Here is an 18,331-nt window from a genome sequence, read left to right as displayed (position 1 = left end):
CCCTCGTTGAAACCCGCCGCTCAGCCGAGTCGGTCGATCCGTGCCAGCGGCTGCATCGGCACCGCCACCAGGCTCACTTCCGCCAGCGCGACGCGCAGCAGTTCGCGCCGCGCGCCCTGGCGCACCGCCAGCGGCCGATAGCCGACCGACAGCCCCGCCAGCGCGCCGCAGCGCACGAGCCGCGCCACCGCCGCATCGTCGATCGTCCCGGTGACGCGCAGGCCGCGCGCATCCTCCCCGATCGCATCGATCCGCCCCACCGGCGCGCCGCGATGATCGCGCAGCAGCGGCACCGCGTCCGCCCCGGCAAAGGCGCCGGCCCGCATAACGTCGCCGGCACGGTCGACGCGGTCGAACACGGCGGCATAGCCCGCGAAGCTCAGCGCAGCCACGCGCCGAACCCCAGCTTGATCGCCAGTCCCGTCAGCAACAGCGCCGCGCACCAGCCCGCCGCCGCCTTCCACGCGGAGGTCTTGGCCGCCCGCCACGCACCGATCAGCTGGCGCAGTTCGGCAAGGTCGCCATGCGCCGCCTCGTCCGCCAGCCCCAGCCGCGTCAGCGCCCGCGTCGCCCCCAGCTCGCCCGCCTCCTCGACGATCGCGCGCAGCGTCGTCACGTCCGCGCCCTCGCGCGCGCCCTGCGCCAGCAGCTGCGTCAGCACGTCACCGCTCATCGCCGCGCCTCCCCGATCCCGAGCATCGCCCGCTTCTCGTCCAGCGTCAGGAAATCCGCCGCGGTGACGGAGGCCCACAATTGCGCGCGCTCCTCCGCCAGCGCCGGCACATGGTCGAGGTCGACCGCCAGCGCCGCCCCCTCGAACCAGCCCGCCAGCCCCTGCGCCAGGCCCCGCAGCAGCGTGTCGGCGAGCGGCAGCACCGTCAGGCGCCACAGGGCCCGGTTCGCCTCGCGATAATTCGCATAGGTCGCATCGCCGGGCAGGCCGAGCAGCATCGGCGGCACGCCGAAGGCGAGCGCGATGTCGCGCGCCGCCGTCGCCTTCAGCCCGACGAAGTCCATGTCGGCGGGCGACAGCGACAGCGCCTGCCATTTTAGCCCGCCTTCCAGCAGCATCGGCCGCCCGGCATTGCCCGCCCCCGCGAATCCCGCCTCCATCTCCGCCTTCAGCCGGTCGAACTGGTCCGCCGACAGGGCCGATCCGTCGCCGGGATCGTAGACCAGCGCCCCGGACGGCCGGGCGGCATTGTCGAGCAGCGCCTTGTTCCACCGTGCCGCCGCATTGTGGATCGCGATCCCCGGCGCGGCGACGCCCAGGCACCCCATGCCGTAATGGTCGTCGAGCGGATTGAAGCTGCGGACGTGGATCACGTCCGGCCGTGGCCCCTCGGCCGTCAGCCGCGCCACCCGCTCGCCCACGCGATAGCGATAGGCGGCGGGCCAGCCGCCGGCGTCGACCTCGACCGACACGCGCTCGGGCCGCAGCGCATAAAGCGCGACCGCGCCGCCCTCCGGATCGCGCAGCACCTGCACATAGGCGTTGCCGTGCAGCAGCAGCTGCGCCGCCGCGGTCTCCAGCAGCGCCTGTCCGCCGTCGCGCGCGGCGACCATGGCGGCGAGCGCGGGCGCCGACGCGACCAGCGGCGCGCCGCCCACGGCCTCGGCGATCAGCTTGACCGCGCGCTGCGCGATCGGATTGCCGGCAAAGCCCTCGCGCAATTGCGCCTCATAGGACCGGGGCCACGTCCCCGCCTCCATCGGTCCCGCGCCACGCGCCAGTGCCGGGCGCGCGCCGTCGCGCGTCCGTTTTCCGAACAACCGCATCCCATCTCTCCTGGCTCTCGACCTTCCGGCCGGCGGGCGGACGATCAAAGTCGCGCCGCGCAACTCCGTCGCGATCCGGCCCCCGCCCCCACCCTCCGCTCACGCAGCATATCCTGGCTGGGCGGCCGCATGGGGGTGAGGGCCGGTACCGCGCCGATCCGGCTTTGCTGGATCGCACTTTAGACGCGCCGTACCCCCGCCTGCGTCTTCTGCCCCAGCATCAGGGCGGTGACCGCCCAGACGAGCGCATCCGCCCGATCGGGCGAATGTCCCGGCCCCTGGTAGCCGCCGCCGGCGACCAGGCCGCACATTTCATCCTCCAGCGCCGGAAAGCGGCCGCAATGCCGGACCTTGCCGCGTTCGTAGAGCGCCGCGACCGGTTCTGCCCGGGCGGCCTTGCCGCGGCTGGCGCGCACCAGCCTGACCGGCAGCGTCACGTCCGCCGCGAGCAGCACCGACCGCACCATCGCACCGCCCTGGTTCGCCTCCGCCACCACGCGATCCGCGCCGTGCCGCGCGGCGCAGGCCGCGACCGCGCGGGCCCAGCTCTCCGGCGACCCGCCGGCGACGCTCGCATCCTCCAGCACATGGCCGATACCGTCCCCGTCCAGCGCGACCGCGACGATCCCGCAGGCGTCGCCGCCGCTCTGTCCGTCGCCGGCGGGCGGGTCGACGCCGACGACGACGCGTACCGGCGCGGGCCGCTCCCCGCTCGCCGCCGCGTCGAGCAGCGCGCGCGTCCACAGCGCGCCGGGGATATCGTCGATCATCTCGCCGTCCAGTTCCTGGCGGCCGAGCGTCGTGCCGCCATAGGTGTCCTCGACCTGCTCGACGAAGGCGCGCGGCAGATAGGCATTGTCGCGCGTCCGTCCCCGCGTCTCGACGAGGCCCCGGCTGCGCATCACGCGCCGCATCAGGGCGGTCGGGCGCGGCGTCGTCGTCACCACCACGCGCGGATGCGCGCCGCGCCGCATGCCCATCATCAGATTGTCCCAGGCGGCGTCGCCACGGCGCCATTTGGCCAGCTCGTCGCACCATGCCGCATCATGCTCCGGACCACGCAATTGGTCGGGCGCATCGGCCGAATAGACATAGGCGACCGCGCCGCCCGGCCAGCGCACTTCGCCCCTGTGTTGCAGAAAGCGCGGCGCCTTGTTGAACCGTGCCACCGCCCGCAGCCCGCTCGGCCCGTCGACCATCACCCGGCGGACATCCTCGGCGGTCGCGCCGACCAGTGCGATCCGCGCATCGTCGTTGCCGACGGCCACCGCCGTCACCCATTCCGCGCCGGCGCGCGTCTTGCCGAACCCGCGGCCCGCGCGGATCAGCCAGATGCGCCAGAGCGCATCGGGGGGCGGCGCCTGGCCGGGCTGCGCCCAGCCGCCGACCCAGCGCTCCAGCAACTCCCGCTGCATCGGCCTGGTCAGGCTGCGGACAAGCGCGCGTCGCTCGTCCTCGGGAAGGGCGGCCAGCGCGGCGATGATATCGACGCTTGCTTGCGGCGGCCGTTCGCCATCACCCGCCATCACGCCTCCCCCTGCCGCGTTCGCGCCGCGGCGATCACCGCCAGCTTCTTGAGGATCGCGTCATCGGTTTCGTCGCGCGTTGCGACGACCGGCTTGATGCCGCCCGCCTTCGCCCGGCCGTCGCGGCGCGCGCGATACAGGGTCAGCAGCTTGATGCCGCCGTCCCAGTCGACGGGTCCGACACAATCAGGATCGTCCGGCGCGATGGTGTCGTCGCCGCCGCCCCGCAACACATGGCCGAGCAGCCGCGTCTCGAGCAATTGATATCCAGCCTCCAGCGCCGCCGCCCAGGCCTGAGCGAAGGCCGTGTTGGTGCGACGACGGTGGTGCACCTGCGTCGGTGTCACGCCCGTCGCGCGGGCGGAGGCCGCGACGTTGCAGCTGCCCGCCAGGTGGCTGAGGAAGGCTTCCGTCATCTGGCGATTCCAGCGGATCCACTGTCCGCGCGGCCGCATCGCGGTCGAACCGGGCTGCGTCTCGTCCTGCGCCATGTCGCCTCTCCTGTCGCTTGTGGCCGCGCATCCCGGGCCGGAGGGTCCCACCGTCCCGATGGTCTTGCGCTGAGGGATCGAGGCGGGACGGCACCACCGGCTCCGCTGCCGCACCTCGTCGATGTTCCTGTTTTGTGCCATAACAGCGTGACGATGTCAAGCGCAATGTGCCAGATAGGTTATACTCTGGAACAGCAGAGGGTTGGCGGGCAGTGTCGGGCTGCGACGCAGGACTCCGGGGACCTCTTCGCCCTCCGTCGCCGCTTGCATGCCGTCGACAGGACGCGCGCCTCCCTGCTCGGCGATCACGAAGCGCCGGGCGGCGCGATGGTCGGCATGGACCTATCGGTGAGCCGGAAAGGGTTACCGTCCTCCCTGGCGGACGATCGCGACCGTGGGTTCGGCGACATCCGTCCCGACCGTCGCTGATTAAACGCGCGTCCGCTCAGACGCTTCGGGATCGGAAAGCGGCTGCAGGACCGTCGCCAGCGTCATCGACTCGCGACTCGCCGCGGCGGGCGAGGCGAAGATCGCAGCGCGTCTCAGTGCTGCGCGGGTTTTTCGCCGTTCGTGCCTGCCGAACCGCGCGGGACGATCCGCCGCCACCATTGGGCCAGACGCCGCGCCAGTCCGGCGTCTTCCGCCGGTTGGGTCACGATACCGGCATGGTGCGCCTGGGCGGCACCATCACGCGTCGCGCGGTCGCGCAGCGGCTGCTCGCCGGGATAGGGGATGTGCGACAGGTTGATCATCAGGCCCGTCACGTCGCGTCCCAGCGTATCGTGGTTTTCGGCATTATAGGTCGCACGCAGCGCGCGACCGACGGGATAGAGCCGTCCGTCCTGCGCCGCCTTCAGCGCGTCCTCGTCCTGATGCCGTTCGTCCATGGGACACCCCTGCGTCTCCAGGGCGATCAACGAACGGCGGCATCAAGGGTTCACGCGACGATCAAGGCGCGCGTCGCGATCGTGTCAGGCCGCGACCGCATCCTCGTCGGGCGTGTCGGTCACGGCGTCGCCGCTGCCGTAGCAACGGTCGAGGTAATGGTTGGCGATGATGTAGTGCGCGCGCACCGCCATGGGATGCACGGCGCGCTGGGCGAGCTCCAGCTCGGTCTCCGCCCGGTCGTAGAAATAGCTGCTATCGTCCTGCATCGTTCGTACATTTCGTTGGAAGTCAGCGATTTGGCGACACCTGCCCTGCGGGCGGCGGCGCGACCATCACGTGCGTTGAAGGCGAATATGGGACGCACGGCGTCCCGGCACGTCAGCGGTGTCGGCTTACCCCGTCCGCAACCTTCGCCCAGGCGGCGATCTCGTCGTCGAAGTGGCGATCGACCGTCAGGTCGCCCGCTTGCCCCGAGTCGGGGTCGACCGCGATCGAGCCCGACCATTCCCAGGTGGCGTTGCCCGACAGCTGCACCATCGCGTCGCGCGCGACGCGGGCGCGGACCAGGCCGCCCTTGTTGAACACCGTGATCGGCGCGTCATAGCCCAGCCGCCCGGTCAGGCAGGCGGCGAAGCTCGATGCCGCCATCGCGCTGCCGCAGCTGTCGGTAAGGCCGACGCCGCGTTCGAAGGTGCGCACGAACAGGTCGGGTCCACGCACCTCGACGAAGGACACGTTGGCGCGATGGGGCAGCCAGTCGGGCGCGGCCTCGCATGCGGTGCCGATCGCGACCAGTTCCGCCTCGTCGACGGCATCGACGAAGGCGACCAGGTGCGGATTGGGCATCGTCACCGCCGTGAACCGCCTGTCGCTGCCCAGCGGCGGCACGGGCGCGTCGACGATCCGGTCGTCGTCGATGCCGTGCATCGGCCAGTCGGCGAGGCTCAGGCCCGCCGGTCCCGCCGTTTCCCGGATCGTCACGACACCGGGCGCAACCGCCGCGTCGCGCTCTACCGTCGCGGTCGACGTCTTGAGCGACACCAGCGCGCTGTCGCGGTCGGTCGCCTCGAAGCCCAGCCGCGCGACGCAGCGCAGCCCGTTCAGGCACGTCTCCGCCTCGCTGCCGTCCGCGTTGAACATGCGCATCGCGAAATCGGCGCCGTCGCGCCCCGGCGCCAGCAGCAGCAGGCCGTCGCCGCCGACCGGCCCGCGCCGATCGGCCAGCGCGCGCGCGACCTGCGCCCACACCCGGTCGCTCAGGATCAGATGCCGCGCGTCGATCAGCGGAAAATCGTTACCGGACCCATGGCACTTCACGAACTCGAAACGCACGACTTGCCTACCCCACAAGGCGGCTCGCGCCGCCGCACCCTCTCCTCCGGTCCCCGCTCAACGCGCGGCGCCCGTCGCCGTTCCCCTAGCGGATATCAGGGCAGCCGGTAATGGCCTGCCAGCCGGTCCAGCGCCAGCGTCAGCACGAGGCGCCCCGCACGCGCCGGCCAGCCCAGCGCCTTCTCCGCCGCCGGCAGCGCCTCGCCCGCGCAGATCACCCGCCACGCGACGTCGGACAGGCCCGGTCCCAGTTCGGTCACCGCGGCGTCGAACCGCCGCTTCGCCGCGATCTGCGCCGCCGCCGGATCCAGTCCCCCACCGCCGCCGCCGTCGACGCGGACGCCGTCCCAGCCCATCGTCACCCGTGGCGCCAGCGCCGCGCGCTCATAATCCTGCCGCAGCCGCTCGCCCGCCTCGCACTGGCGCGCGTCGACCAGCCCGCGCGCACGCAGCCAGCCCAGCGGCGATTCCGCCACGTTCACCGTCACCCGTCGCCCCGACGCCAGCCGCGCCTCACGAAGATCCCGTCGCATCCGCCTCGCCTCCCGATGTACCCGAATCGCATGGCGGGGCTTGCCACGGCCCATGGTTTGTAGGAAAGCGTAAAAACCTATCTGGTTAGGAACCCTCGATGATTACCGCCATCCGCGACGTTCGCCGTGCCAAGGGCCTGACGCTGGAGGAGGTGGCGCGCCGCTGCGTGCCGCCGACCACGGCGCAGACGATCGGACGGCTGGAGATGGGGACGCGGACCGTCTCCGTCGGCTGGCTCAATCGTATCGCCGCCGCGCTGGAGGTCGAGCCAGCCGCGCTGGTGACGCTGCCCGACCGGCCGGCACTCCCCGTGGTCGCGACGCTGGGGCCGGAGGGGGCCGCCCCGCTGCGTCGGCCGCAGACCATCGCGGTGCCTCCCGCGCCGGCCGGAGGCGTCGCGATCACCATCTCGGGCGGGATCGGCGATTATCGCGCAGGCGACGAATTGTGGTGCGCGATGCTGGCCCCCGACGCCTTCGCCACCGCGCTGCTGCACGACGTGCTCGCGCCGCAGCCCGCGGGCGACATGGCGTTCGGCCGGCTGCTCGCGATCGAGGCGGGCGCGGTCTATCTGCTGCCGCTAACGCCCGGCGCGAAGCCCGTGGCGGTCGAGCATCCCAAATGGATCGCACGCCCCGTTCGCCTCGTCCGCGCGCTCTAGGAATGCTTGCACGCATGCGGTGCCGGCCCTCACCCCCACCCGGCCGCCCATCCAAGATACGCTGTGGGGGCGGCCGGGTGGGGTGAGGGCGGTACCGCCCCATCGAGGCGTGCAATCGCACGTCAGGGCGCCACATTCCCAACCCGGCGCGTCTCTGCTACGGGCGCGCGCATGCTCAACCTCAACGGCATCACCGTGCGCCTCGGCGGCCGCACGATCCTCGACAATGCGTCCGCCGCGCTGCCGCCGGGCAGCCGCGTCGGCCTGATCGGCCGCAACGGCGCGGGCAAGTCGACGCTGGTGCGCGTCATCGCCGGCCTGCTCGAACCCGACAGCGGCACCGCCGCAATGCCGCGCGGCAGCCGGCTGGGCTATATCGCGCAGGAAGCGCCGTCGGGCACCGCGACGCCGTTCGACACCGTGCTCGCCGCCGACACCGAACGCGCCGCGCTGATGGCGGAATCGGAAACCTGCGAGGATCCGGACCGGCTGGGCGACGTCTACGAGCGGCTGATCGCGATCGACGCCTATACCGCGCCGGCCCGCGCCGCGCAGATCCTGCTCGGCCTCGGCTTCGACGAGGCCATGCAGCAGCGCCCGCTCGACAGTTTCTCGGGCGGGTGGAAGATGCGCGTCGCGCTCGCCGCGCTGCTCTTCTCGCAGCCCGACCTGCTGCTGCTCGACGAACCGTCGAATCACCTCGACCTCGAGGCGGTGATGTGGCTGGAGGATTTCCTGAAGAGCTACAGGGCGACGATCGTCGTCGTCAGTCACGAGCGCGACTTCCTCAACAACATCGTCGACCACATCCTCCACCTGCAGGGCGGCAAGATCACGCTCTACCCCGGCGGCTACGACAGTTTCGAACGCCAGCGCGCCGAGCGGATGGCGCAGCTCGCCGCCGCGCGCGCGAACCAGGACGCGCAGCGCGCCAAGCTGCAGGATTACATCGCCCGCAACTCCGCGCGCGCCTCGACCGCCAAACAGGCGCAGAGCCGGCAGAAGATGCTCGCCAAGATGCAGCCGATCGCGGAAATGGCGAACGATCCGTCGCTGTCCTTCGACTTCCCCGACCCCAGCCCGCTGCGCCCGCCGCTGATCACGCTCGACCTCGCCAGCGTCGGCTATGCCGACGTGCCGATCCTGAAGCGGCTCAACCTGCGCATCGACCCCGACGACCGCATCGCGTTGCTGGGCCGCAACGGCAACGGCAAGACGACGCTCGCCCGCCTGCTCGCCGCGCAGCTGGCGCCGATGGAGGGCGACATGGCCGCGTCGGGCAAGATGAAGGTCGGCTATTTCACCCAATATCAGGTCGAGGAACTCGACGGCGACGACACGCCGCTCGCGCACATGACCCGCGTGATGAAGGACGCCAGCCCGGCGGCGGTCCGCGCGCAGCTCGGCCGGTTCGGCTTCTCCGGCGACCGCGCGACGGGGCAGGTCGGCAAGATGTCGGGCGGCGAGAAGGCGCGGCTCGCGCTCGCGCTCATCACGCGCGACGCGCCGCACCTGCTTATCCTCGACGAGCCGACCAACCACCTCGACGTCGACGCGCGCGAGGCGCTGGTACAGGCGTTGAACGGCTATACCGGCGCGGTCATCCTCGTCAGCCACGATCGCCACATGGTCGAGCTGACCGCCGACCGCCTCGTCCTCGTCGACCAGGGCACCGCGCGCGAGTTCGACGGCAGCCTCGACGATTACATCGCCTTCATCCTGGCCGGTGACGACAAGCCCGCCGAACCCAAGGTGAAGAAGGAGAAATTGTCGAAGGAAGCGATCGCCGCCGCACGCGACGCGGAAAAGGCGCGCAAGAAGGCGATCCGCGACGCGGAAGCCGAAACCGCCAGGCTCACCGCGGAACGCAATGCGGTCGATGCGGCGATGTTCGATCCGAAGCAGGCGACGCCGACGCTCGCGAAGCTGACGATGACCGAATTGATGAAGCGGCGCGCCGATCTGCAGGAGCGTATCGACGCGGCCGAACTCCGCTGGCTGGAGGCGAACGAGGCGCTGGAGGCGGCGGCCTAGAGCCTGATCCAAGTGCGTGGAAGCGGTAGCGGACCGGGCGATCGCCGCCGCCGGCCCGACGCGCATCCGGTCGACCCGCACGAGGGTGCCGGTCGGATCGCCGCCGACGACGAAGCCCGGCCGGGCATGGAAAGGCCGCGCCCCGCGTCCATGTCGGCGGCAGGCCCGATCGCCACCATGACTGGACGGTTCGTACGAGCGGCGGGCGATACCGTCGTCCCCCTCTCGCCGGCACCGATATGGTTAACGCAGCCGTTCCCCGCTATGCAGGCGATTGCCATCGGGATCGGCGACGACGAAGGCGCGCTGGCCGTACTCCTGTGGCTTCAGATCCTTCGCGATCCGTGCTCCGGCAGCGGCACATCGCGCCGCCAGCGCTGCTGCATCGCTGACGAACAGGTGCAGTACGTTGGCGGTCGTCTGCCGGCAGGGGCGGCGGTGCGCAGACCGATGGCGGAAGCGGTGTCCCGACCGTAGGCGTGACCAGCCTCCTTCGCGTGTCGACGATAGGCGCCCCCTGCCTCTGCTTGATGAACGAAAGTTTCGTTGCGGCCGCTTCCATGACAGCCGATGGAGCGGCGCATGGCCATGCGTTTCTCGTCCGACCTCGCGCGTCTGTCCTGCGTCGCGGCACTGGCGCTGGCAGGTTGCGCGGCGCAACCGCGTGGCACCGGTCTGCTGGACAGGATGGCGAAGGTCCGGGCTGGCCGGTCGCCGGTCGAACAGCGGGCCGCGATGGTGCGCGACATCCGCGCCGACATCCGCGCCGCCGATCCCACTGCCGACACACCCGCGCTCGAACGCGCGCTCGCGGCGATCGCGATCATCCCGCGCGAGAGGTTCGTGGCGCCGGGCGGCCGTGCTGCCGCCTATGTCGATCTGCCCCAGGACATCGGCTACGGCCAGACGATCTCCGATCCCTATGTCGTCGCCGTGATGACGGCCCAGCTCGACCTGCCGGCTGACCGGAGCGCCAATGTGCTCGATATCGGCACGGGCTCCGGCTATCAGGCTGCGGTACTCGCGCATGTCGCCCACCAGGTAGCCTCGGTCGAGATTGTCGAACCGCTGGCGCACAGCGCAGACGAACGCATTCGCCGAATGGGTTACACGAACATCGACATCCGGGCAGGCGACGGCTTTCTGGGGTGGCCCGAGCATGCGCCGTTCGACGGGATCGTCGTCGCCGCCAGCGCAGCGGCCGTGCCGCAGCCGCTGATCGACCAGCTCAGGGTCGGAGGCCGGATCGTCATGCCGATCGGCGCGACCGACACCGCCACGCAATTGCTGCGCATGACCAAGCGCCCCGACGGAACCCTCGACCGTTGCCGGCTGGGGCCCGCATTGTTCGTGCCGTTTACCGGTGGCCGCGTGAAACCGTTCGCCGCACACGGTTTGACCGACCGTACGATCCCCTTATGCTATAAGGCACCAATCGTCGGGATCGTCTAAGGTAACGATCCATCAAATCTGGGTCGACGCGGCACCGGCCTCCGCTCGCTGATCGGGTCATGACACAAGGGGATAGGCAACGGGCCGGTTGCTATAAAAACTTCGATTCGCAACCTATGGACTGCGGATTAGGGTTAGCAACCGCATCGTTGCCGATCGGTCGGATTCATGCAACACGTCGGTTGCCATGCCAAGTTCCAGCCCAGCAGACATCTTCGCCGCGCTTGGCGACCCGACGCGGCTGGCGCTGCTCGTCGCGCTGCGGAGCGGCGGCACGCGCTCGATTGCCCGTCTCGCCGCGACGAGCGCCATGACGCGGCAAGCGGTCACCAAGCATCTCAAGATCCTGGAACGCGTCGGTCTGCTTCGTGTGGAGCAAAGCGGCAGGGAAACGCACTTCATCTATCGCCCGGAGGCGCTTGACGGCGCCCGCGCCTATCTGGACGCGATCGGCGGCCGATGGTCTGACGTCGGAAGCGCGGTCCGCTCGGCTAGAGTGTGATCCACGTGCGTGGAAGCGGCACCGGCCCTCGCCGATCCAGCTTTGCTGGATCGCACGCTAGAGGCTGACGGAGGTCCGCCAGGCGCCCGCGCACGGTTCGCGTGCGGGGTGGCGATGCCGACGCCGCTGCCGCGCCGGTATCGCGGGACCGGACGTCAGGCCGTCTCGCCCTCGTCCCCGCCTTCGCCAGTGCCCTCACCCTCCGCGGGACGCTCGTACCAGGCTTCGACCTCTCCGCTCAGCTTGAGCGTCAGCGGACGGCCGTGGCGATCGACCTTTTTGCCCAGCGCGACGCGGATCCAGCCTTCCGAGATCGAATATTCCTCGACATCGCGCCGCTCGTTGCCCTTGAAACGAATGCCGATGCCGCGCTCCAGCTTGGGCTGGTCGAAATAGGGGCTCGACGGATCGGTGGACAGGCGGTCGGGGGGCGTATCGGTCATGGCGCTGCGCTTAGCGGGATGGCGCCACCCGCTCCACAAAAAAAGGCGGCGCCGGACGAACCGGCGCCGCCTCCCCGGTTAACCTGGGGACCGCTGGCCTCAATAGCCGTAGTAATAGTCGCGATAGACGACCGGCGGCGGGGGCGGCGGCGGCGCGTAATACCGCTCCTGGTAATAGACCCGCGGCGGCGGCGGCGGCGCGTCGTAATAATAGCGACGGTCGTAATAATAGCGGGGACGGTTGGAATCGGCGATCGCCGCGCCGATGCCCAGGCCGACGATGCCCCCGAGCAGCGCGCCCGCCGCAACATTGCCGCCCCGATCATAATGGCGATAGCCGCCGTAGCCGCCATAACGGCCCCAACGCTGCGCCTCGGCCGGTGCCGCCGCGCTCAGTGCGGTCGTCGCAAGGGCGACGCCGAGGCCTACCTTCTTCAACAAGCCGTTCATTGCTCGAACCTCCTCATACTCACAAACGCCCGGTCCGCCTCTGTTGAACGCACAAGGGTGCGAGCGTGTTTCCGGTCTATGGCCGAGTCGCGCTGAACCGATCCGGAATGGCGCGTTAAGCCGCTGTTTAGGCGCGCTGCATTCACAAAGCGGACACATTCCGCGGCTAGCCGGGCGCGACGCCAGGGGGGCGGGACCATCGACAGACGTGCGGAGACGGCGCCGGGAACGGCGCGGACGAGACGGCACGGCCACGCCTCCTTTGCCGAATCATCAAAGGGGACCTTCGTGACCAATCGTCATCTTCTGAAAGCCATGCTGCTCGTCGGCGTCGCCGGCGCCGCCTCGCCCGCCCTCGCGCAATCGACGACCGCACCCGCACAGGCCGGTGCGACCGACCCGTCGGTCGAAACCGCCTCGACCGATGCGGGCGAAGTGGGCGACATCGTCGTCACCGCGGAACGCCGCGCGGAGAATTTGCAGCGCGTGCCGCTGTCGGTCGCCGTCGTCGGCGGCAGCGACCTGCGCGCCTTCCAGTCGGGCGGCGAGGATACGCTGGCGCTGTCGGGTCGCGTCCCCGGACTCTTTGCGGAAACCACCACGGGCCGCATCTTCCCGCGCTATTATATCCGCGGTCTCGGCAACATCGATTTCTACCTGGGCGCCAGCCAGCCCGTATCCATCATCCAGGACGATGTCGTTCTCGAGCATGTCGTGCTCAAGTCCAATCCCGTCTACGACGTCGCCCAGGTCGAAGTCCTGCGCGGTCCGCAGGGATCCTTGTTCGGCCGCAACACGACCGCCGGCATCATCAAGTTCGACACGATCCGTCCGACGCAGACCTGGCAGGGGAGAATGTCTGCCTCCGCCGGCGAGTACGGCACCTTCACCTATGACGCGGGCGTCGGCGGTCCGATCGTCACCGACAAGGTGGCGATCCGCCTGTCGGGCCTGATCCAGCATCGCAACGACTGGGTCGACAACGTCTTCACCGGCTCGAGCCCCGACGGCACGACGACGCCGCTCCGCAACGCGATGGGCGGCTTCACCGAAAAGGACGCGCGCCTCCAGATCCTGCTGACGCCGACGGACCGCTTCACCGTCAACGTCTCCGGCCATGCGCGCGGCTATGAGGGCACCTCGACGCTGTTCCATCGCGCCGCGCTGGTGAAGGGCTCCAATTCGGTCGATGCCGAGCCGCGCGACCGCGTCGCCTATGACGAGGCGCAGAACAACCCGCAGAATTACGACACCTACGGCTGGTCGGTGAACGCCGCCTACGACTTCGGCGCGGCGACGCTGACCTCGATCAGCGCCTATGAGACGACCTCGGGCTTCAGCCGCGGCGATACCGACGGCGGTGCGGCGGCCAATTATCCGGTCGGCGGCCGCGCCAATGGCTTCGGCCAGAGCCAGGGCAACATCCGCGACCTCGACCAATATACGCAGGAGGTGCGCCTCGCCTCGCCCGGCGACCAGCGCTTCACCTGGCAGTTCGGCGGCTTCTACTTCAACCAGAAGGACACGACGGACTTCTACCAGCGGGCCTATTTCCTGCTGAAGCCGGACGTCAACGGCACGCTGCCTAATCCAAACAACTGGGTGCGGCTGCGCGACAACAACACCAGCTGGGCCGCCTTCGGCCAGGCCAGCTTCAAGGTGACGCCGGACTTCACCATCACCGCCGGCGCGCGCGAGACGAACGACACGAAGAAGACCGCGCTGGTCAAGACCGCGAACACGATCGCCAACGTCTCGACCTATGGCGGCCGTCGCTACGTGCGCCTGTCCGACACCACGCCGAGCTGGGACGTGTCGGCGCTCTACCAGGTCGATCCGGAAAACAGCGTCTATGCCCGCGTCGCGCGCGGTTTCCGCGGCCCGACGATCCAGGGCCGTTCGGCGGTGTTCAACTCCGATTTCACCACCGCGAACAGCGAGACGATCACCTCCTATGAAATCGGCTCGAAGGGCATCTTCCTCGACGGTCGCCTGCGGCTCAACACCGCGCTGTTCACCTACACCGTCGACGACATCCAGCTGAACGGCAACGACATCAACGGCAACGGCGTGCTGTTCAACGCCAACAAGGCGCGCGCCTGGGGCATGGAGCTGGACGCGGAATTCCGTCCGGTGCGCAACCTGGCGATCACGCTCGGCGCCAGCGCGCTCAAGTCGAAGATCGAGGACAGCCGCGTCTATGCGCAGGTCTGCCAGCTCAACGGCGTCGTCGTGTGCACCGTGCTCGACCCGACGATCAAGGTCGGCGCCAACACCTTCGCGCAGATCGACGGCAACCCGCTGCCCAACGCGCCCAAGTGGAACCTGAACGCCACCGCGCGCTACGACGTGCCGCTCGCCAATGGCGGGAAGCTGTTCGCCGCGACCGACTGGAACGTCCAGGGCTATACGAATTTCGTCCTCTATCGGACGAAGGAGTTCTACGCGGACGGCAACTTCGAGGGTGGCCTGAAGATCGGCTACACCACGCCGGACAACGCCTATGAGGTCGCCGCTTTCGCGCGCAACATCACCAACCAGAAGAACCTGAAGGGCGTGATCGAGAACTACATGGCCGCCGTCTTCAACGAGCCCCGCATCATCGGCGTCTCGCTGAGCGGGCGGTTCAAGTAAGAGCTTAGCTTACTCTGCTTCGCCCTCCATCCACCGTTACTCAAACGCGACGGCGTGTGTGTTTGGGGAACGGTGGATGGACGGTACGACGCCCGCACCGCGGGATGACGGAACGTCCGAACGCTGCTCTCCCGGGGCATGAAAAAAGGGCCGGTGGATCGCTCCACCGGCCCTTCCTTTTGGCCGAAGCCCGAAACAGTCAGGCCGCCTGCTTCGCGCGGCTGGCGCGCTTGCGCTCGTGCGGGTCGAGGTAGCGCTTGCGCAGCCGGATCGACTTGGGCGTGACTTCGACCATCTCGTCATCGTCGATATAGGCGATCGCCTGCTCCAGCGTCATCTTCTTCGGCGGGGTCAGGCGGATCGCGTCGTCCTTGCCGCCGCTGGCGCGGAAGTTGGTCAGCTGCTTCGCCTTCATCGGATTGACCTCGAGGTCATCCGTCTTGGCGTTCTCGCCGATGATCATGCCCTCGTACAGCGCCTCGCCGTGGCCGACGAACAGGATGCCGCGCTCCTCGAGCGGCCCCAGCGCATAGCCCTGCGCCTCGCCGGCGCCGTTCGAGATCAGCACGCCGTTCTTGCGGCCTTCGATGTTGCCCTTGTGCGGACCGTACTTCTCGAACAGCCGGTTCATGATGCCGGTGCCGCGCGTGTCCGACAGGAACTCGCCGTGATAGCCGATCAGGCCGCGGCTCGGCGCGGAGAAGGTGATGCGCGTCTTGCCGCCGCCCGACGGGCGCATATCGGTCATCTCGGCCTTGCGCTGGTTCATCTTGTCGACGACCGTGCCCGAATATTCGTCGTCGACGTCGATCACGACGGTCTCGTACGGCTCGGTCTTCTTGCCGTCCTCGTCCTCGCCGAACAGCACGCGCGGCCGGCTGATGCCGAGCTCGAAGCCCTCGCGGCGCATCGTCTCGATCAGCACGCCCAGCTGCAGTTCGCCGCGGCCGGCGACCTCGAAGCTGTCGCGATCCTCGCTCTCGGTCACTTTGATCGCGACGTTCGATTCCGCCTCGCGCATCAGGCGGTCGCGGATCATGCGGCTCGTCACCTTGCTGCCCTCGCGACCCGCCATCGGCGAATCGTTGACGGCGAAGCGCATCGACAGCGTCGGCGGATCGATCGGCTGCGCCTTGATCGGGGTTGAGACGCTGACGTCGGCGATCGTGTTGGCGACCGTCGCGATGGTCAGGCCGGCGAGGCTGATGATGTCGCCCGCCTGCGCTTCCTCGACCGGCACGCGCTCCAGCCCGCGGAACGACATGATCTTCGACGCGCGGCCCGTCTCGATGACGTTGCCGTCGGCGTCGAGCGCGTGGATCGCCTGGTTGAGCTTGAGCGTGCCGGTGTTGACGCGGCCCGTCAGGATGCGGCCCAGGAAGTTGTCGCGGTCGAGCAGCGTCACCAGGAAGCTGAACGGCGCGTCGACGTCGACCTTCGGCTCGGGCACGTGGCTGACGATCAGCTCGAACATCGGGGTCAGCGTGCCCTCGCGCGCGTCCATGTCGGTCGAGGCATAGCCGTTGCGACCCGACGCATAGAGCACGGGGAAGTCGAGCTGCTCGTCGTTCGCGTCGAGCGACACGAACAAGTCGAACACCTCGTCCAGCACTTCCTGGATGCGCGCGTCGGCGCGGTCGACCTTGTTGACGACGACGATCGGCTTCAGGCCCAGCGCCAGCGCCTTGCCGGTGACGAACTTCGTCTGCGGCATCGCGCCTTCCGACGAATCGACGAGCAGGATGACGCCGTCGACCATCGACAGGATGCGCTCCACCTCGCCGCCGAAGTCGGCGTGGCCGGGCGTGTCGACGATGTTGATACGCGTGCCCTGCCATTCGACCGACGTCGGCTTGGCGAGGATGGTGATCCCGCGCTCCTTTTCGAGGTCGTTCGAATCCATCGCGCGTTCCTCGACGCGCTGGTTGTCGCGGAAGGTGCCGGACTGGCGGAACAGCTGGTCGACGAGCGTGGTCTTGCCGTGATCGACGTGCGCGATGATCGCCACGTTGCGGAGGCTCATGGGAAATCCTGATCGGGAAGAGGGAAGTTCGCGCGCCCATAGCGGATTTGTTGCGCCGCGGGAAGGGCGGGCGGCGGACCCGGGTGCGGCGGGGTCGTGGGAGGACGCCGGGCGATCGGACAGGCCGTGACGCAAGGCCATGTGACGCCGTCTCCTCCCGATCGCTTTGCCCTCGCACGGAAGCGGTTTCGACGCGGGCGGGCCGTCCACGTCGTCCATGTCCGCGCGTGCCTGTCCGCACGTACCTGTCCGCACGTGACCGGACGCCATGGCATCGCTATAAGCGTATTATTCGCATGACACACTTGAACCCCGCGCCGGCAACCGGCACATTGCGAAGGACGACCGGGCCGATGCCCGCTGGAGGACGACGATGGCCACTTCCGCCGACACGCTGACCGCGCAACCGGACCTGGTGCTGACCCCGCCCGATCCCGTGCCGACGGTGCAGGCGGAGCGTGCCGCCGGGCTGGTGCCAATCGACGACACCAAGAAGTCGCAGCTCGAGCAGCGCGTCGACACTTTCGTGCGCGACCTGGTGGCGGAGGACGTCAACAGCCCCGAATTCGGCAAGCGCGTCGATGCGATCACCGCGATGGGCGCGAAGGAGATCCGCGAGGCGGCGGGCCAGTCCAACCGCTTTCTCGATCGCCCGATCCGCGCGATGGACAAGGACACGGGCGTCGGCGCCGATCTGGCGCAGCTGCGTCGTGTGATCGAGGATCTCGATCCCGGTAAGAAGGGCGCGCTGTCGGGGCCGAAGAAGATCTTCGGCGTGATCCCGTTCGGGTCGAAGATGCGCGACTATTTCGACAGCTACAAATCGTCGCAGACGCATATCAGCTCGATCCTGAAGAGCCTGGCGTCCGGCAAGGACGAGCTGTTGATGGACAACGCCGCGATCGACACCGAGCGCGCCAATCTCTGGTCCGCGATGGGCCGGCTGGAGCAGATGATCCATCTGTCCAAGGCAATGGACGCGAAGCTGGAAGAGACCGCCAACGACCTCGACCACACCGATCCCGCCAAGGCTAAGGCGATCCGCGAGACCGCGCTGTTCTACACCCGCCAGCGCACGCAGGACCTGCTGACGCAGATGGCGGTGACGGTGCAGGGCTATCTGGCGCTCGACCTCGTCAAGAAGAATAACGTCGAGCTGATCAAGGGCGTCGATCGCGCCTCGACCACGACCGTGTCCGCGCTGCGCACCGCGGTGACGGTGGCGCAGGCGCTGACCAACCAGAAACTGGTGCTAGAAAGCATCACGCAGCTCAACACGACGACCGCGAACATCATCGATTCGACCGGCAAGCTGCTGCGCTCGAACACCGCCGCGATCCACGAGCAGGCCGCCGCCTCGACGATCCCGCTGGAGACGCTGCAGCGCGCGTTCCAGAACATCTACGACACGATGGACGCGATCGACACCTTCAAGGTCAAGGCGCTCGATTCGATGAAGACCACGGTCAACGCGCTCGGCAACGAGGTCGAGAAGTCGAAGGGCTATATCGCGCGCGCCGAAGGTGCCACGCAGGGGGCGCTGAAGGGCCCCGGCGACCAATATCGCCTGGAATCGTTGTAA

At 69.0% G+C, this 18,331-nt stretch carries 19 protein-coding genes; 6 read left to right on the top strand and 13 right to left on the bottom strand.

Annotated elements, in window-relative coordinates; translation table 11 throughout:
* Positions 1 to 20: 20 nt before the first annotated feature.
* The 9 genes from IQ292_RS05515 to IQ292_RS05475 form a co-directional block, all read right to left on the bottom strand.
* Entirely contained in the window at positions 21 to 383 is a 363-nt protein-coding gene (locus IQ292_RS05515) for an HK97 family phage prohead protease (protein WP_203309377.1), read from the bottom strand.
* Positions 380 to 673: a DUF6127 family protein gene (locus IQ292_RS05510; protein WP_203309287.1), complete on the bottom strand. Its 294-nt coding sequence runs from the start codon at positions 671 to 673 to the stop codon at positions 380 to 382. Before IQ292_RS05510 ends, IQ292_RS05515 begins: the two co-directional genes overlap by 4 nt.
* On the bottom strand, positions 670 to 1,779 hold the full coding sequence (locus tag IQ292_RS05505) for a phage portal protein (protein WP_203309286.1): 1,110 nt from the start codon (positions 1,777 to 1,779) through the stop codon (positions 670 to 672). Before IQ292_RS05505 ends, IQ292_RS05510 begins: the two co-directional genes overlap by 4 nt.
* A gap of 179 nt (positions 1,780 to 1,958) precedes the next feature.
* A complete protein-coding gene (locus IQ292_RS05500) occupies positions 1,959 to 3,305 on the bottom strand; it encodes a DNA-packaging protein (RefSeq protein WP_203309285.1) in 1,347 nt (448 codons plus the stop codon).
* Positions 3,305 to 3,796, bottom strand: a complete 492-nt coding sequence (locus IQ292_RS05495) for a hypothetical protein (RefSeq protein ID WP_203309284.1) — start codon at positions 3,794 to 3,796, stop codon at positions 3,305 to 3,307. Before IQ292_RS05495 ends, IQ292_RS05500 begins: the two co-directional genes overlap by 1 nt.
* A 542-nt stretch (positions 3,797 to 4,338) precedes the next feature.
* Positions 4,339 to 4,683, bottom strand: coding sequence for a hypothetical protein (locus IQ292_RS05490; protein ID WP_203309283.1), 345 nt, complete (start codon positions 4,681 to 4,683; stop codon positions 4,339 to 4,341).
* A gap of 84 nt (positions 4,684 to 4,767) precedes the next feature.
* Positions 4,768 to 4,950: a hypothetical protein gene (locus IQ292_RS05485; protein WP_203309282.1), complete on the bottom strand. Its 183-nt coding sequence runs from the start codon at positions 4,948 to 4,950 to the stop codon at positions 4,768 to 4,770.
* A gap of 112 nt (positions 4,951 to 5,062) precedes the next feature.
* Positions 5,063 to 6,016 (bottom strand): diaminopimelate epimerase, encoded by a 954-nt coding sequence (gene dapF, locus IQ292_RS05480; RefSeq protein WP_203309281.1) that lies wholly within the window; start codon positions 6,014 to 6,016, stop codon positions 5,063 to 5,065.
* A gap of 95 nt (positions 6,017 to 6,111) precedes the next feature.
* Positions 6,112 to 6,549, bottom strand: coding sequence for a DUF6456 domain-containing protein (locus IQ292_RS05475; RefSeq protein WP_203309280.1), 438 nt, complete (start codon positions 6,547 to 6,549; stop codon positions 6,112 to 6,114).
* A gap of 98 nt (positions 6,550 to 6,647) precedes the next feature.
* Between IQ292_RS05475 and IQ292_RS05470 the strand changes: the two genes are divergently transcribed.
* Together IQ292_RS05470 and IQ292_RS05465 are read left to right on the top strand one after the other, a co-directional pair.
* Positions 6,648 to 7,211, top strand: a complete 564-nt coding sequence (locus IQ292_RS05470) for a helix-turn-helix domain-containing protein (RefSeq protein ID WP_203309279.1) — start codon at positions 6,648 to 6,650, stop codon at positions 7,209 to 7,211.
* A 171-nt stretch (positions 7,212 to 7,382) separates the two neighbouring features.
* Complete coding sequence (locus IQ292_RS05465; RefSeq protein WP_203309278.1) at positions 7,383 to 9,245, top strand: ABC-F family ATP-binding cassette domain-containing protein; 1,863 nt, start codon at positions 7,383 to 7,385, stop codon at positions 9,243 to 9,245.
* Between the two features lie 243 nt (positions 9,246 to 9,488).
* Here IQ292_RS05465 and IQ292_RS17860 read toward each other — a convergent pair whose 3' ends face one another.
* The gene (locus IQ292_RS17860) at positions 9,489 to 9,905 is read right to left on the bottom strand and encodes a VOC family protein (protein WP_338057590.1); all 417 of its coding nucleotides are present in this window, start codon (positions 9,903 to 9,905) and stop codon (positions 9,489 to 9,491) included.
* On the opposite strand from IQ292_RS17860, the gene IQ292_RS05455 reads away from it, so the two are divergent.
* Together IQ292_RS05455 and IQ292_RS05450 are read left to right on the top strand one after the other, a co-directional pair.
* Positions 9,828 to 10,697: a protein-L-isoaspartate(D-aspartate) O-methyltransferase gene (locus tag IQ292_RS05455; RefSeq protein ID WP_420853652.1), complete on the top strand. Its 870-nt coding sequence runs from the start codon at positions 9,828 to 9,830 to the stop codon at positions 10,695 to 10,697. The genes IQ292_RS17860 and IQ292_RS05455 overlap by 78 nt on opposite strands.
* A gap of 187 nt (positions 10,698 to 10,884) precedes the next feature.
* Positions 10,885 to 11,199 (top strand): ArsR/SmtB family transcription factor, encoded by a 315-nt coding sequence (locus IQ292_RS05450; RefSeq protein ID WP_203309276.1) that lies wholly within the window; start codon positions 10,885 to 10,887, stop codon positions 11,197 to 11,199.
* Positions 11,200 to 11,354: 155 nt separating this feature from the next.
* Here the strand turns inward: IQ292_RS05450 and IQ292_RS05445 are convergent, their stop codons facing one another.
* Positions 11,355 to 11,642, bottom strand: coding sequence for a DUF3297 family protein (locus IQ292_RS05445; protein WP_203309275.1), 288 nt, complete (start codon positions 11,640 to 11,642; stop codon positions 11,355 to 11,357).
* A gap of 99 nt (positions 11,643 to 11,741) precedes the next feature.
* Entirely contained in the window at positions 11,742 to 12,092 is a 351-nt protein-coding gene (locus IQ292_RS05440; RefSeq protein WP_203309274.1) for a hypothetical protein, read from the bottom strand.
* A gap of 315 nt (positions 12,093 to 12,407) precedes the next feature.
* Between IQ292_RS05440 and IQ292_RS05435 the strand changes: the two genes are divergently transcribed.
* Entirely contained in the window at positions 12,408 to 14,726 is a 2,319-nt protein-coding gene (locus IQ292_RS05435; RefSeq protein ID WP_203309376.1) for a TonB-dependent receptor, read from the top strand.
* 199 nt (positions 14,727 to 14,925) lie between these two features.
* On the opposite strand, the gene typA is transcribed toward IQ292_RS05435, so the two are convergent.
* Positions 14,926 to 16,749, bottom strand: a complete 1,824-nt coding sequence (gene typA / locus IQ292_RS05430) for a translational GTPase TypA (protein WP_203309273.1) — start codon at positions 16,747 to 16,749, stop codon at positions 14,926 to 14,928.
* 373 nt (positions 16,750 to 17,122) lie between these two features.
* On the opposite strand from typA, the gene IQ292_RS05425 reads away from it, so the two are divergent.
* Complete coding sequence (locus IQ292_RS05425) at positions 17,123 to 18,331, top strand: toxic anion resistance protein (protein ID WP_203309272.1); 1,209 nt, start codon at positions 17,123 to 17,125, stop codon at positions 18,329 to 18,331.

This window comes from Sphingomonas beigongshangi (genome assembly GCF_016820445.1).
GTDB lineage: Bacteria > Pseudomonadota > Alphaproteobacteria > Sphingomonadales > Sphingomonadaceae > Sphingomonas > Sphingomonas beigongshangi.
Note: the sequence above shows the minus strand (reverse complement) of the source record. Positions and strands in the feature narration are given on the sequence as shown.

Bases quoted from the DNA above. Each gene is read 5' to 3' on its own strand.
- IQ292_RS05510 (WP_203309287.1), bottom strand. From the start codon at position 673: ATGAGCGGTGACGTGCTGACGCAGCTGCTGGCGCAGGGCGCGCGCGAG.
- IQ292_RS05505 (WP_203309286.1), bottom strand. From the start codon at position 1,779: ATGCGGTTGTTCGGAAAACGGACGCGCGACGGCGCGCGCCCGGCACTG.
- IQ292_RS05500 (WP_203309285.1), bottom strand. From the start codon at position 3,305: ATGGCGGGTGATGGCGAACGGCCGCCGCAAGCAAGCGTCGATATCATC.
- IQ292_RS05495 (WP_203309284.1), bottom strand. From the start codon at position 3,796: ATGGCGCAGGACGAGACGCAGCCCGGTTCGACCGCGATGCGGCCGCGC.
- IQ292_RS05490 (WP_203309283.1), bottom strand. From the start codon at position 4,683: ATGGACGAACGGCATCAGGACGAGGACGCGCTGAAGGCGGCGCAGGAC.
- IQ292_RS05485 (WP_203309282.1), bottom strand. From the start codon at position 4,950: ATGCAGGACGATAGCAGCTATTTCTACGACCGGGCGGAGACCGAGCTG.
- IQ292_RS05475 (WP_203309280.1), bottom strand. From the start codon at position 6,549: ATGCGACGGGATCTTCGTGAGGCGCGGCTGGCGTCGGGGCGACGGGTG.
- IQ292_RS05470 (WP_203309279.1), top strand. From the start codon at position 6,648: ATGATTACCGCCATCCGCGACGTTCGCCGTGCCAAGGGCCTGACGCTG.
- IQ292_RS05465 (WP_203309278.1), top strand. From the start codon at position 7,383: ATGCTCAACCTCAACGGCATCACCGTGCGCCTCGGCGGCCGCACGATC.
- IQ292_RS05455 (WP_420853652.1), top strand. From the start codon at position 9,828: ATGGCCATGCGTTTCTCGTCCGACCTCGCGCGTCTGTCCTGCGTCGCG.
- IQ292_RS05450 (WP_203309276.1), top strand. From the start codon at position 10,885: ATGCCAAGTTCCAGCCCAGCAGACATCTTCGCCGCGCTTGGCGACCCG.
- IQ292_RS05445 (WP_203309275.1), bottom strand. From the start codon at position 11,642: ATGACCGATACGCCCCCCGACCGCCTGTCCACCGATCCGTCGAGCCCC.
- IQ292_RS05440 (WP_203309274.1), bottom strand. From the start codon at position 12,092: ATGAACGGCTTGTTGAAGAAGGTAGGCCTCGGCGTCGCCCTTGCGACG.
- IQ292_RS05435 (WP_203309376.1), top strand. From the start codon at position 12,408: ATGCTGCTCGTCGGCGTCGCCGGCGCCGCCTCGCCCGCCCTCGCGCAA.
- typA (WP_203309273.1), bottom strand. From the start codon at position 16,749: ATGAGCCTCCGCAACGTGGCGATCATCGCGCACGTCGATCACGGCAAG.
- IQ292_RS05425 (WP_203309272.1), top strand. From the start codon at position 17,123: ATGGCCACTTCCGCCGACACGCTGACCGCGCAACCGGACCTGGTGCTG.